The organism is Colwellia sp. BRX9-1 (genome assembly GCF_014077195.1).
Classification (GTDB): domain Bacteria; phylum Pseudomonadota; class Gammaproteobacteria; order Enterobacterales; family Alteromonadaceae; genus Colwellia_A.
The window spans coordinates 185,607-199,110 of sequence record NZ_JACGVM010000003.1 but is presented as its reverse complement, the minus strand read 5'-3'; the positions used below and the strand labels follow the sequence as shown (position 1 = coordinate 199,110).

Genomic DNA, 13,504 nt, shown 5'->3' with positions numbered 1-13,504 from the left:
CTTTATTTTTGGCCATAAAAAATTAAGTTATGAATTCAACGCTTCAAACACATCTTCAACCTATTTTAGTCCATCTTCAAAATGAAAATAAGCTCGTCGATTGTCAGCGATTATTTCACGGTCGTGGTCATGCTTACCCTGGCTTAACCCATGTTAATGTTGATTGGTTCTCACCCGTTGTGCTTATTACGCTTTACCAAGAGGTTGAAGAGGCTTGGTTAAGTGAACAAGTTATCGTGATCCAACAGTTGCTACCACAATGTCTATCTATCCAAGTGCAGTATCGCAGCCGAAAATTTTCGCCAAGTGAAGTACTCTGGGGAGAAGAGATTACCGCATTAAAGGCACAAGAACATGGTTTGCAATATCACCTTAGTTTGGGGAAGGCACAAAATTCTGGACTGTTTCTTGATATGAGTAATGGCCGCCAGTGGGTCAAAGATAACAGTGAAGGTAAAAAAGTGTTAAACCTTTTTGCCTACACCTGTGCTTTCTCTATTGCTGCCATCGCCGGTGGTGCAGAGCAAGTCGTTAATATTGATATGAGTAAAGGCGCTTTATCAACAGGACGTGAAAACCATAAACTTAATAAGCAAGAAGCGAGTAAGGTAAAATATGAAGGTGTCGATATATTTAAGTCTTACGGCAAGTTAAAAAAATATGGTCCTTATGATTTATTAATTTGCGATCCACCTTCATTCCAAAAAGGGAGTGTCAATATCGAGCGAGATTACCAGAAAATCATTAAACGTTTGCCGGTATTAATGGCAAATAATAGTGATGTTATACTCTGTTTAAACTCCCCTGATTTAAGTGAAGACTTTTTGTTAGCTGAAGTTGCTAGAGAGTGCCCTCAGTGTCAATTTCAGCATCGTATTGATAACCCTGAGGTGTTTGTTGAGGCTGAAGCAGGTAAGGGCTTGAAAGTACTTTATTTTCGCTATATTGAAATGTCTTAATAAGCCAGACTTAGCTAATCACTATTCGTGCTGCAAGTAATATCAAAAAGCTGCCGGTTACCTTGTCAACAATATGGCTGTTTTCACGTAACTTACTAATGATATTACCGCGCGATAGTGTAAAAGTTACTAGGCAATACCATAAAGCATCAATGCCACCTACGGTGGCGGTCATTATTACTTTTTGTTCACTGCTGGCATCTCCTGCTAAAAACTGGCTAAATAATGCGAGAAAGAAAATAGCAAGTTTAGGATTTAAAAAGGCAATTAAAAAGCCATCTCGCCAGCCATTTACCTGTGTTTTTGCCGCGGAGTCATCTTGAGAAAATACTTGGTTATTTTTTTTACTTAATAATGATTTTACCCCCAAGTAAAGTAAAAAAGCAGCGCCTGCATATTGAATAATACTAAATATTAAAGGCGATTTAACGATAATTACCGCTATGCCTGTTGCTGTAATGGCCGCGTAAAGTGCAACGCCTAAACCGTGACTAATCGCCGTCGCATAACCTTGTGGTGTTCCGCCAGCGAGGGTGTTTTTGATGACTAATGCTAAACTCGGGCCTGGTGATAAAGCGCCCATCATACAAATAACCACAAAAGATAACCATAAGTGAAATTCCATTAATTATTATTCTCTTTTTTAAAGGATTGAATCGTAATTTTGTCTATTTTACTGGCTCAACGCTAAGGTACGCACACGTAAAAAGCTAGCAAATTTTGGCACACCTCGCGCTGTTTTACCAATGTATTTAAAGGTAATTGTGCTACCAATCTTTGGTGGGTTTTTACGTTGTTCGTCAGTAAAACCACTACCAATTTTAAAGAGTAAGCCTGACTTCATTTTTACTCTTATCGATCCCATCATATTTTTGTACTTGCCTTTACCTGCGATATAAGCAACAACGATCGCTTCACTATCATCATATTGTTTTAATTTTATCAGGTCTTGGCTTCTCCCTATTTTATAATAGGCGGCTTGATGATGTAGCATCAGTCCTTCCCCGCCTTTTTCGACCACGTCTGCTAATCGTTGATTCAATATCGCAATTGAGTTTACTTTCTCTTGTTTTATGATTTGCCAATAGTGATTGTCAGTTGTTGCCATCTCAGCTTTCATTTGCTTAATACGCTCACTAAAAGTACCTGAATGCTTGGGTAAATCAAAAACCATAAAGCGTATTTTCTGCCAACAACTTATCGTGATTTGCTGTTGGGGGGCATGCTTTCTAACACAGCTGCTGATCTTTTCAAATTCAGCGCGCTTGCTCCATAGTTCGCCATCAAGATAGGTTAATGGCCAACCTTGAGTAAACCATTTTGGCGCATGGATAAGATTACCGCCACGGGTTAATAAGTTTTTACCGTTCCAATAACCTCGAATACCGTCAAGTTTTTCACTAACAAAATATTCGCTGATCTTTATCGGGGTTTTACTCTCTGCTTTATAAGGCGTAGCCAGCTGAATTTTTGGTAACTCTGAGGTGTAGCCTTGTGGCCAAAGGATAAAACTGGTGAATATGGCAAAATATTTTAAGGTGAATATTTTCAAAATTGAACATCCTTGCTCATTTCTCGATAGGTTTTAGTATAGAAGTTTTTTTTGTGATTGCTAATGTAATGTTAATTAAATGTACTAAGCTGTTAATGCTAGTTGTTGTTTTATTGCGAAGTTCAAGGAGGAGCTATGTATAAAGTACATTTTAAACTTTTTTTTATAAGTATGACTTTAATTTTTTCTCAGCAAAGCTTTGCTGGGAAAAAACACTGTCAGCGCTATGAAGATAAGTTAGCTAATATTCAGTCTCAGCAAAGACAAGGTCATAGTGTAAAACGAAGTGAACGTTTGAAAAAACAAGAAGAAAGTGCTCGAACAAAATGGTGGCAATGTCAACAAAGTCGATTAAAAAAGCCCATAGTAAATAAGCAAAATAAACAGAAAAAAAAGCCGATAAAAATATCTGTTAAAGGTCAGCAGTTATCGAGAAGTTCAGCTAGTGATATTAAAGAAAACCGTATAGATCCCTTCGAAACCTCAGCTGCGCTGGTCTTAAAATCTCGCTATCAAGGAGAAAAGTTGCGAGCATGGCTGGAGTACTATCAACAGCCAAAGCAATGCTCGCGACCTAAAACAATTAAAAAGTTTGCTTTTTGTGTGGAAAACAGAAGAACACAACAGCTAGCGTTTGATAAAATGATGTTAATAAAATTTTAACTCGCATCATCTTATTAAGGGGTTATTTTAAGTACTGCGCTTTTTTATCATTGTAATGATTAACGAGACTATCAATAGTGGTTTGGTCATAATCTCTTAAGCCACTGAGTAACATGTGCTTTTTACCATGACCAATCACTTTGCCATCAGCGACTAAGTCAAAAGGCAAGGTTGCTTTACCCCGTTTACCGTCAATGAGTAAGCTAGGCGTTGTTAATTGCAATTGCACGTCGGCAAAATCAACTTCATCTAAATGAATAAACATATTCTCGTACATCACCATTGGACGTGTTGGGTTGATCATGACATTTTTTTCATACATCAATTTCACTAAAATATGTGGAAAAGTATGGCCAGAGAACTCAACGTAGGCGCGGATCAAAGCATCGATCGATTGACGGTTAGTTGTACACTGTCCTGAAGCCTCTATTTTCATATATTCTTTTGCATTATCATCAAGAATACTTGCTGATTCGACAATTTTTTCAGGAAAATTGAGTTTAATGCCATCGGTCACCATACCTGAAAAAGTAAAGCCCATATTTTGTGATAAACCTGACTTTTCTAGCACTAATGAAAAAAGTAAATCACCTGGCACGCAAAAACGTTTTGCATCGGCATCGTGCAGCGGATTGAAATCATCGGCAACTATTTTAGCGAAATCGCTACCTTGCTGACGAGAAAAACTAATTTGATTGTTTGTAATATTACAGTAACGTTCTAGAAACATTTTGCATACATCTATTATGTGAAAACCGCCGTATACTAGCAGTTACTTGTCGACAAATGGAAATTATCTAATAAAAGTAATACTAAGCAGACCAGTACTATCAGGGCTTTTCTAAAAAATTATTGGCTTAAAGTTTTTCACTAAGGTCTCTTTTTTAAGCTTAGTAAACTTCTTTAGTTGATATTCGCGCTTGCAAGCGAGTTGACGATTTTCTTGGGGCTCAGCGTAAACTAATTCGACCGGCCGCCGAACCCGCGTATATTTAGCCCCTGTTTTATTACAAGTATTATGCTCACCTAAACGGCGAATTAGGTCGGTAGTAATACCCGCGTATAAACTGTTGTCTGCACAACGTAAATAATAAACAAACCAAGTTGGCTTGGCGGTTGGTTCTTTTTTTTGCATACAAGTTGGCTTGGCTGTAAAGGTTTTGCTGATATAACAATAGTATCGCAATTTTTGTTGCCGAAATCGATAAAAAGCTGGCTGTCATTTACAGAGTTTTATACCATGCCCTTTAAATTTCTCCATCAAACATATCGAGACAATAAATGACCCATTACGATGCAGGTGCTTTGAGTAAAATGACTGCTCAGTTAGATGAAAACGGACTCGTTCATTACCAATTACCTATAGGCGATCAGCTCATTGATATGAATGCGTTAATTGGGAAAAATATTACTTTAGATTACCAAGGTAAAATAGCGTGTCGTCATTGTGCAAGAGTAACCAAGAAAAGTTATTCGCAAGGTTTTTGTTATCCGTGTATGCAAAAGCTCGCTCAATGCGATATGTGTATTATGAAACCAGAAACTTGCCATCATGCTCAGGGGACTTGTCGTGAGCCTGAATGGGGCGTAAAAAATTGCATGGTTAATCATTATGTTTATTTAGCGAATACCTCTGGCATTAAAGTTGGCATTACTCGCCATACTCAAATACCCACCCGCTGGATTGACCAAGGTGCAACACAAGCTTTAAAACTATTCAGAGTAAGTACACGCTTACAATCGGGTTTAGTTGAAATAGCACTGGCTAAGTTTATTGCCGATAAAACAAACTGGCGAGCTATGTTAAAAGGTGCGGGTGAAATGGTTGATTTAAAAGCGAAAGCACAAGCATTACTACCTGAAATTGCAGCACAGTTAGACGATATTAAATTACGCTTTGGTGCAGACGCCGTTGAATTACTTGACGAACCAGTAGTCAATTTGAACTTTCCTGTTGAACAGTACTTAGAAAAGATCGGCTCTTTTAACTTTGATAAAACCCCCCAAGTTTCAGGATTATTACAAGGGATAAAAGGCCAATATCTTATTTTTGATAAGGGGGTTATTAATATTAGAAAATTTGGCTCTTACCAAGTTGCCTTAACCGTTGAAGACTAATTAGACTTTTTCTGAAAATAAGTCACTTATTATTAATATAGTGTCTATACTTGAGTAAAATTTAGGTCATTGCTAATACCTTGTATATTATTGAAAAACTGAGCCATCAGCGGGTGTTAGCTTTCAATTTATTTGCTGAGTGTTTTATTTTTATATAAAAACAACCCTATATTTCTTGTTAGGATTTTTGTTATGAATGCTGTTGAATACGCCGAACAGGCGAGTGAAATATTTGTATTGTCGGATTCTTTTATCCGCATTAAAGAGTTAATTGATAACGAATCATCAACTATTGATGATATAGCGGATGTCATTTTACTTGATCCCGCCTTGTCAGCGACTATTTTAAAGCTCTCAAATAGCTCTTTTTTTAACTATCCTGGTAAAATAGACACTATTTCTAAAGCGGTTTTAATCTTGGGTATTACCGAAGTTTACAACTTAGTTATTGCTTATTTTACCACTGATGCCTTTAGAAAACTAAAAGCCAGTCCCGAATATTTAGATGACTTTTGGGAGCGTAGTGTTGACTGTGCATTAACGGTTAAATTTTTAGGCACTAAACTAAACGTACCTAATGCGGAACGATTATTTATTTTAGGTTTGCTGCATAATTTAGGCGAATTAGTCATACATCAATTTATGCCTGAAAAAGTAGAACAATGTAAGCATATTAATTCAGATGAATTGCCTTGGACTAAACAACTACAAACACTGGGTTTTTCCTACGCTGACATTACCGCTGAATTATTAAAACAATGGCAACTTCCTTACAGCTTGATTGAACCTATACGTTATCAAGATGAAGAGGAGTTTCAACATAGTACCGACGAAACTAAGTTACTTTATATTGCTAAACGAATAATGACACTGAACCACCAATGCAAAAGTCATTGCCAAGCCGATGTCATTAGTGATGAAAAACTCGATGCGTTATCAGTGCAACAAGAGCTGTTGCGTGATGCCAGCGACTTCTGTGATATGGAACGTTTAAGTATCCTTGCTGTACTTAACCCAAGTGCCTCTATGCTTTATTAACCGCTATATCTTTTGATATAATAACTGTGGGTGAGGGCAGTGATCTATTTAGCAATAGCTTTTCTTTGCTGAGCTAACCTCATCTCAATTTTTATTGCACTTACCTTGTCTGCGCAGCTAATACACTCATTAATCATGAGTTGTCACCGAGTAATAAACCTCTCAGATAGCAGAACTGTCTTTGCCATCCTTGCTAATTAACCTTTCCTTGCCTAACACCGCTAATAGTTTTATTTAACAAACGGGACTTCCTTGCATGCTAATTAAATCATGCACCAATTACTGTCATTGATAAAATTTCATGCACCAACGAAGTGCTTTTAAATAGCCTTTTTTTTATTGTTAATCTTAACCTTATGAATATTAAGTATTTTAGTCTTTGGCATAACATTTGTATTGTTATGTACAAATCATAAATAAGGCTAAACATAATGAAAATGGTTAACGCAATAATAAAACCTTTCAAACTGGATGATGTCAGAGAAGCAATTTCTGAAATTGGTGTTGAAGGACTAACCGTCAGTGAAGTAAAAGGTTTTGGACGACAAAAAGGTCATACCGAACTGTATCGTGGTGCTGAGTATCAAGTGGACTTTTTACCGAAAGTGAAACTTGAAATTGCTGTCAATGATGATGTTGTTGAACGCTTAGTCAAAGCAATTACCGAGTCGGCGCACACAGGTAAAATTGGCGATGGTAAAATATTTGTCTATGACTTACAGCAAGCTGTACGTATTCGTACTGGTGAGCAAGATGTTGAAGCTATTTAAGGGGTAAATCATGGAACAAAATATTTTTCAATTACAGTATGCAATGGACACTTTCTATTTCTTGATATGTGGTGCTCTTGTTATGTGGATGGCCGCGGGTTTCTCTATGTTAGAAGCCGGTTTAGTGCGTGCAAAAAATACCACAGAAATTTTGACTAAAAACGTCGCGCTTTATGCTATTGCTTGCATGATGTATTTGGCCTGCGGTTACGAAATTATGTACGGTGGTGGTTTCTTCTTATCTGGCATCGAAACAATCGATGCTGATGCGGTATTAAAAGAATTTTCTGGCCGTGAAGATGGTTTTAATGGCGGAGCTATATACTCCAAAGCGTCTGATTTCTTCTTTCAAGTGGTCTTTGTTGCAACAGCGATGTCGATTGTTTCTGGTGCCGTCGCTGAACGCATGAAATTATGGGCATTCCTTATTTTTACCGTTGTGTTAACTGCCGTTATTTATCCACTTGAAGGTAGCTGGACTTGGGGCGGTAATGCTGTCTTTGGTTTGTACACCCTAGGTGACTTAGGCTTTTCTGATTTTGCTGGCTCGGGTATTGTCCACATGGCAGGTGCATCAGCAGCATTAGCGGGTGTCTTGTTACTTGGCGCACGTAAGGGTAAATATGGAGCAGATGGTCGTATTAATGCCATTCCAGGTGCTAACTTACCTATGGCGACATTAGGCACATTTATTTTATGGATGGGTTGGTTTGGCTTTAACGGTGGTTCAGTTTTAAAGCTTGCCGATATCAACAGTTCACATTCAGTTGCTATGGTCTTTTTAAATACCAATGCAGCGGCCGCTGGTGGCGCTATCGCCGCGTTAATTTTTGCGAAATTACTATTTAAAAAAGCAGATTTAACCATGACATTAAACGGGGCATTAGCGGGATTAGTCGCTATTACTGCTGAGCCTTCAACACCCACGGCATTGCAAGCAACCTTGTTTGGTATGGTCGCTGGTGTCATCGTTGTCTTGTCAGTGGTTGGTTTAGATAAACTGAAAATAGATGATCCAGTCGGTGCTATCTCAGTACATGGTGTCGTTGGTTTGTTTGGTTTACTGCTTGTTCCTCTTACTAACCCTGCTTCAAGCTTTAGTGGACAATTAATCGGTGCAGCAACCATCTTTGTCTGGGTATTTAGTGCAAGTTTTGTGGTCTGGTATGTACTTAAGAAAGTTATGGGTATTCGTGTAACTGAAGAAGAAGAGTATCAAGGTATGGATAAATCAGATTGTGGTATGGAAGCTTACCCTGAGTTTACTTAATACCAACTAGTGTTATCTATATTAACAAGATAAATCATAAAACAGCCTCAGGGCTGTTTTTTTATGTACAAGATAAAGGCTAATACTTTTAGCTGCACAGAAATTATCAGTACTTGCGCCCATACTAATAAAAGTGCGTTGGCATAGCTGTAAAAAGCAACACGGTTTTATCTTATTTTATTATCGTAAATGATTTACTGTGAATTTTAAGAAACTGTGTAAAATTGAAATATTAATATACATTACATTTTTGGGAATTTTGATGGCAAGAGAACAATTCGGTATTTGCGCAGAACCTAGTTTGCACGGTTATTATCTGATGTTTAATGTTTTAGATGATAAAAATGCTCATGTTCGTCACGCACTTTCTCGATTACCTGCCTTATTCGATCATTACGCAGATCGTTTTTCAGAATCTAACTTAGCTGGTGTTATTGCTATCGGTGCTAACTATTGGGATGAGTTGTATCCACAAGGAAGACCTAAAAATTTAAAGCCTTTTTCCGCGCTTGAATGTGATGATCGCGCAGCTCCGGCTGATAGTTATGATCTTTATATCGAAATAAGAAGCGACCGTGCAGACGTTAATCATATTGTTAGTACCAAGGTTTGTGCTTTATTAGCCAACAGCGTTGAACTGGCTGAGCAAGTGCGTGCCTTTAGGTTTCTTGATGGTCGTGATTTAACGGGTTTTGTCGATGGCACAGAAAACCCACAAGGTTCACACCGCCGCAAAGTTGCGCTAATTGCGAATGAAGAGAGTGAAGAGTTTGCAGCAGGCAGTTATTTACATATTCAACGTTATCGCCATAACTTGAACTTATGGGATAACTTAAAGGTTAAAGACCAAGAAGATATTTTTGGACGAACAAAACTGGATAATGAAGAATATTCCAATGAAAATAAACCAGCGACCGCGCATACTAAGCGAGTAAACCTTAAAGACGAAGACGGTAACGCTATCGAAATAGTACGACAAAGTATGCCGTATGGTGATATGAAGTTACAGGGCTTGTTTTTTGTTTCTTATTGCCGCTCGCCTGAGCCATTTGAGATGATGTTAAAAGCCATGATTCAAAGTGATGCTCATGGTCATTTTGATCATCTACTTAAATATACCCAAGCAGAAACTGGCGCATCTTTTTTTGCACCAAGTTTGAATTTTTTAGCTAAGTTGGCACTTTAATAAACCGGTAAAATCGCGATGTTACTATGGCTCACTGTCTTCGAACTCAGCTTAATTTAAGTTTCTTGAAAAAAGTAACTCTAATTTAGCAATGGTTTCTTTTATTTGTCCAACATGGGTTGGGGCAATAAAAATAGTATCATCACCGGCAATCGTACCCAGTACTCCATCGCTTTTACTTAAGCTATCAAGTAAGCGAGCGATTAACTGGGCAGCGCCGGGGCTTGTTCTAACAATAATCATGACTTCATTGTATTCAATATCTATCACTAGTTGGCGTAAAGGGCTTTTCGCTGTGGGAACGCCTAGTTCAGCTGGTAAACAATAAACCATTTCTTGGCGAGCGTTGCGGGTGCGAACTGCGCCATATTTACTGAGCATACGTGAAACCTTTGACTGGCTGATATTATCGAAACCTTGTTTCTTCAACGCATCAACTATATCGCCTTGAGAACCAAACTGCTCTTGCTTTAATAAATCTTTAAAAGCTTGTGTTAATGCTTCTTGTTTTTGTGAAACTGTCATAATTTAACGGTACTCTTTGTTATTTTTCTACTACACTTTTTTTAATCTTAAATTCTTAATGATGAGGAAGTAAGACCTAAGTATTATTTCATTAAAAGTATTATACGGTATCCTAATGCCATATATAGTTTAATATTAATTGTTTTTTAGTGGCCGATGCTATATCTTTTGGGCACGAAAATTTACGTATTTACTCAAATATTCTTTAACTACCGGAGACATCAAATGAAAGTTGCTGTTTTAGGCGCTGCTGGCGGAATTGGCCAAGCGTTATCATTATTATTAAAAACTCAATTACCAGCGGGTTCTGAGCTATCTTTGTATGACGTAGCACCAGTTGTTCCAGGTGTTGCTGTTGATTTATCACACATACCTACAGCTGTTACCGTTGAAGGTTTTGGTGCTGACGCATTAGGCGACGCATTAACAGGCGCTGATATCGTTTTAATTCCAGCAGGCATGCCACGTAAGCCAGGTATGGATCGTGCTGATTTGTTCGCGGTTAATGCGGGCATTATTAAAACATTAGCAGAAGGCATTGTTGCTAACTGTCCTAAAGCGTTAGTCGGTATTATTACTAACCCAGTTAACGGCACGGTTCCTATCGTTGCTGAAGTCTTCAAAAAAGCAGGTACTTACGACGCGGCTCGTGTCTTTGGTATTACTACGCTAGATGTTATTCGTAGTGAAGCGTTCGTTGCTGAATTAAAAGGCTTAAACGTTGCTGAAGTTAAAGTTCCAGTAATTGGTGGCCACTCAGGTACCACTATTTTACCACTTCTTTCACAAGTTGAAGGTGTTACTTTTACTGATGAAGAAATTGCTGCTTTAACACCTCGCATTCAAAACGCAGGTACTGAAGTTGTTAACGCTAAAGCCGGTGGTGGTTCTGCTACTTTATCTATGGGCGCTGCTGCAGCTCGTTTTTGTATGTCTTTAGTTAAAGGTTTACAAGGCGAAGACGTGGTTGATTACGCTTACGTTGAAGGCGCAGGTGAAGATGCACAATTTTTCGCACAACCGGTACGTTTAGGCGTAAATGGCGTTAGCGAAATTTTATCTTACGGTAAACTAAGTGCTTTTGAAGAAAAAGCGAAAGTTGATATGTTAGACACATTGAAAGCTGACATTACTGAAGGTATTAACTTCATCAAAGGTTAATTTGTTGAACGTTAGCATTAGCTTCATTCAGTAAATTTATATTTATTGGCTGATGTTTTTGCAATAAAAAAAACCGCTGCTCTGTAAAGACTAGCGGTTTTTTTATTTCTAAAAATAATCAATGATAATGCTGTTACAGATAATATCGATGAACAGATTATAGGACTAGTCGTTAAGCTGGCTTTTGTTTAGACCACTTTGACTCAGCTGCGTACCAACTAATGACAGTAAACAATAAGCACAAAAGAAATAAAAACCAGGGCCGACAGCCGACAGTGTTTCACTGCTGATCATTAAATTGAGTTTAAAGCCCATAATACTTAACGTTTGTTGGCTTGCTGTTTCTGCATGGTTAGTAGACAAAACAGCTAAAAATATTGCCACAACAAAAACGTCAGCCATTGACCATTTTCCAATCGCACCAACAAAGCTAATAATTTTTCTTTCTAGCTGAGTCTTCCTCTTAAAATAGGACCAAGCCACTAAAGCCGTTTTCAACAAAGGAATGCAAATAGAGAAAATAAAAATGAGCACAGACACTAATAAACGATCGTTCTGCCACAGCTCTTGAATTGTAGTTAACAGGGAAAGCTCTTTGTTAATTAACTCTGAGGTCAGCGCAGGTCCGGCAATAGTGGCGCTAACATCCATGCTCAAAGAGAACATCGGTAATAATATCCCTGGAATAAATAACAAAATAGCAAGAAGATTAAGATAAAAGCCGAAATGGGTCTTCATGATTATACGCTTCTATTTGCAGCAATATGGGCCAGAGATATCAGCGCTTGCTTATGTTCAGACTCGGGTAATATTTTTAACGCATCAATGGCTTTATCCGCTTCTCGCTCTGCTTGCTTTTGTGTGTACACGAGAGAGCCTGTTTGCTCCATTGCAGCGAGTATCTCGTCTAAATGCTCCATACCATTGCAATGTTCAATAGCGTCGCTTATTAGCTGCTTTTGCTGCGCATTACCGTGCTTCATGGCATAAAGTAATGGTAAAGTCGGCTTGCCTTCAGCTAAATCATCACCAATATTTTTCCCCATCGCTTTAGCATCGGCGGTGTAGTCCATAATATCGTCAACCAATTGAAAAGCCGTGCCTAAGTATTTACCGTATTCTTGCATCGCTTTTTCAATTTTTTCATCTTGCCCGGCAATAACTGCTGCTAAACGTGTTGCGGCCTCAAATAGTTTCGCTGTTTTGCAGTAGATAACCTGAAAATAACTTTCTTCGGTGGTGCTAGGGTCATTACAGTTCATTAACTGCAAGACTTCACCTTCGGCAACAATGTTAGTGGTATCAGACAATATATCCATTATTCTCATATTGCCTAACTTGGTCATCATCTGAAAAGAGCGAGTATAAAGAAAATCACCAACGAGTACGCTGGCGCTATTGCCAAATAGGGCATTAGCGGTTTCTCGACCACGACGCATGTTTGATTCATCAACAACATCATCATGTAATAAGGTCGCGGTGTGAATAAACTCAATAATGGCGGCAATAGAGATATGATCATTACCTTGATAACCAAAAGCACGTGCGGCGAGAACCGTTAGCATGGGACGCATGCGTTTTCCACCGGCATTGACAATATAAACGCCAAGCTGATTAATTAACGCAACATCAGAATTTATTTGCGAATAAATAACATTATTTACCGCTGTCATATCTTTTTGAGCGAGGGCTTGTATGTGTTTGATATCCATAGAAGGCTATAGCTACCTTTGTTGTTGTATTTGAGAGATTTTATGAAGCATGAGTTTACACGAAAATATTTAGCAATAAAGGGCTGTAGCGGAATAGTTTATCGATAAGTAAATTAAATAGAAATAGATGCGAATTAGACTTGCCTGAATAAAAATCTTCGCGTAGAATTCGCGCCCTATATTTTAAAATCTAGCGTCTAAATAAAATGACGCTTTACGGAGTAGGTATGTACGCTGTATTCCAAAGTGGCGGTAAACAACACCGCGTAACTGAAGGACAAACAGTTCGCCTTGAAAAGCTTGAGCTTGAAATTGGTGCAACAGTAGAATTCGATAACGTTTTAATGATCGCTGACGGCGAAGCAGTTAATGTAGGCGCGCCTTACATTGCTGGCGGTAAAGTAGTAGCTGAGATTGTAAATCAAGGCCGTGCTGATAAAGTTAAAATTGTTAAATTTAAACGTCGTAAGCATTCACGTAAAGAAGCGGGCCATCGTCAATGGTTCACTGAAGTGAAAATTACTGGCATTAACGGCTAATTAGGAGCGAT

At 38.3% G+C, this 13,504-nt stretch carries 16 protein-coding genes; 9 read left to right on the top strand and 7 right to left on the bottom strand.

Annotated elements, in window-relative coordinates:
* Positions 1-29 precede the first annotated feature (29 nt).
* Positions 30-959: a class I SAM-dependent methyltransferase gene (locus H4J76_RS05260; protein ID WP_182230214.1), complete on the top strand. Its 930-nt coding sequence runs from the start codon at positions 30-32 to the stop codon at positions 957-959.
* Positions 960-969: 10 nt separating this feature from the next.
* On the opposite strand, the gene H4J76_RS05255 is transcribed toward H4J76_RS05260, so the two are convergent.
* On the bottom strand, positions 970-1,584 hold the full coding sequence (locus H4J76_RS05255) for a LysE family translocator (RefSeq protein WP_182230213.1): 615 nt from the start codon (positions 1,582-1,584) through the stop codon (positions 970-972).
* 48 nt (positions 1,585-1,632) lie between these two features.
* Complete coding sequence (locus H4J76_RS05250) at positions 1,633-2,511, bottom strand: DNA ligase (protein WP_182213768.1); 879 nt, start codon at positions 2,509-2,511, stop codon at positions 1,633-1,635.
* Between the two features lie 135 nt (positions 2,512-2,646).
* On the opposite strand from H4J76_RS05250, the gene H4J76_RS05245 reads away from it, so the two are divergent.
* Positions 2,647-3,174 carry a hypothetical protein gene (locus tag H4J76_RS05245; RefSeq protein WP_182230212.1) on the top strand — a complete coding sequence of 176 codons (528 nt, stop codon included), beginning with the start codon at positions 2,647-2,649 and terminating at the stop codon, positions 3,172-3,174.
* A 22-nt stretch (positions 3,175-3,196) separates the two neighbouring features.
* Here the strand turns inward: H4J76_RS05245 and H4J76_RS05240 are convergent, their stop codons facing one another.
* The gene (locus H4J76_RS05240; protein ID WP_182230211.1) at positions 3,197-3,904 is read right to left on the bottom strand and encodes a DUF3581 family protein; all 708 of its coding nucleotides are present in this window, start codon (positions 3,902-3,904) and stop codon (positions 3,197-3,199) included.
* A gap of 111 nt (positions 3,905-4,015) precedes the next feature.
* Positions 4,016-4,309, bottom strand: a complete 294-nt coding sequence (locus H4J76_RS05235; protein WP_182213763.1) for a GIY-YIG nuclease family protein — start codon at positions 4,307-4,309, stop codon at positions 4,016-4,018.
* Positions 4,310-4,455: 146 nt separating this feature from the next.
* Between H4J76_RS05235 and H4J76_RS05230 the strand changes: the two genes are divergently transcribed.
* The 5 genes from H4J76_RS05230 to H4J76_RS05210 all read left to right on the top strand — a co-directional run bounded on the left by H4J76_RS05230 (position 4,456) and on the right by H4J76_RS05210 (position 9,556).
* A complete protein-coding gene (locus tag H4J76_RS05230; protein WP_070375728.1) occupies positions 4,456-5,292 on the top strand; it encodes a DUF2797 domain-containing protein in 837 nt (278 codons plus the stop codon).
* Between the two features lie 192 nt (positions 5,293-5,484).
* The gene (locus H4J76_RS05225) at positions 5,485-6,330 is read left to right on the top strand and encodes an HDOD domain-containing protein (protein WP_070375729.1); all 846 of its coding nucleotides are present in this window, start codon (positions 5,485-5,487) and stop codon (positions 6,328-6,330) included.
* A gap of 431 nt (positions 6,331-6,761) precedes the next feature.
* The gene (locus H4J76_RS05220) at positions 6,762-7,100 is read left to right on the top strand and encodes a P-II family nitrogen regulator (RefSeq protein WP_070375731.1); all 339 of its coding nucleotides are present in this window, start codon (positions 6,762-6,764) and stop codon (positions 7,098-7,100) included.
* Between the two features lie 10 nt (positions 7,101-7,110).
* Positions 7,111-8,370 carry an ammonium transporter gene (locus H4J76_RS05215; RefSeq protein ID WP_182213761.1) on the top strand — a complete coding sequence of 420 codons (1,260 nt, stop codon included), beginning with the start codon at positions 7,111-7,113 and terminating at the stop codon, positions 8,368-8,370.
* Positions 8,371-8,632: 262 nt separating this feature from the next.
* Positions 8,633-9,556: a Dyp-type peroxidase gene (locus H4J76_RS05210; protein ID WP_182213759.1), complete on the top strand. Its 924-nt coding sequence runs from the start codon at positions 8,633-8,635 to the stop codon at positions 9,554-9,556.
* A 51-nt stretch (positions 9,557-9,607) separates the two neighbouring features.
* Here the strand turns inward: H4J76_RS05210 and argR are convergent, their stop codons facing one another.
* The gene (gene argR, locus H4J76_RS05205) at positions 9,608-10,081 is read right to left on the bottom strand and encodes a transcriptional regulator ArgR (protein ID WP_070375733.1); all 474 of its coding nucleotides are present in this window, start codon (positions 10,079-10,081) and stop codon (positions 9,608-9,610) included.
* 225 nt (positions 10,082-10,306) lie between these two features.
* Here argR and mdh point away from each other — a divergent pair, with 225 nt between their 5' ends.
* Positions 10,307-11,242: a malate dehydrogenase gene (gene mdh / locus H4J76_RS05200; protein WP_182213758.1), complete on the top strand. Its 936-nt coding sequence runs from the start codon at positions 10,307-10,309 to the stop codon at positions 11,240-11,242.
* Positions 11,243-11,407: 165 nt separating this feature from the next.
* Here mdh and H4J76_RS05195 read toward each other — a convergent pair whose 3' ends face one another.
* Both H4J76_RS05195 and ispB read right to left on the bottom strand, forming a co-directional pair.
* The gene (locus tag H4J76_RS05195; protein WP_182221734.1) at positions 11,408-11,980 is read right to left on the bottom strand and encodes a paraquat-inducible protein A; all 573 of its coding nucleotides are present in this window, start codon (positions 11,978-11,980) and stop codon (positions 11,408-11,410) included.
* Between the two features lie 2 nt (positions 11,981-11,982).
* The gene (gene ispB / locus H4J76_RS05190) at positions 11,983-12,954 is read right to left on the bottom strand and encodes an octaprenyl diphosphate synthase (protein ID WP_182221735.1); all 972 of its coding nucleotides are present in this window, start codon (positions 12,952-12,954) and stop codon (positions 11,983-11,985) included.
* A gap of 227 nt (positions 12,955-13,181) precedes the next feature.
* On the opposite strand from ispB, the gene rplU reads away from it, so the two are divergent.
* Positions 13,182-13,493, top strand: a complete 312-nt coding sequence (gene rplU, locus H4J76_RS05185) for a 50S ribosomal protein L21 (RefSeq protein WP_070375737.1) — start codon at positions 13,182-13,184, stop codon at positions 13,491-13,493.
* Positions 13,494-13,504 lie beyond the last annotated feature (11 nt).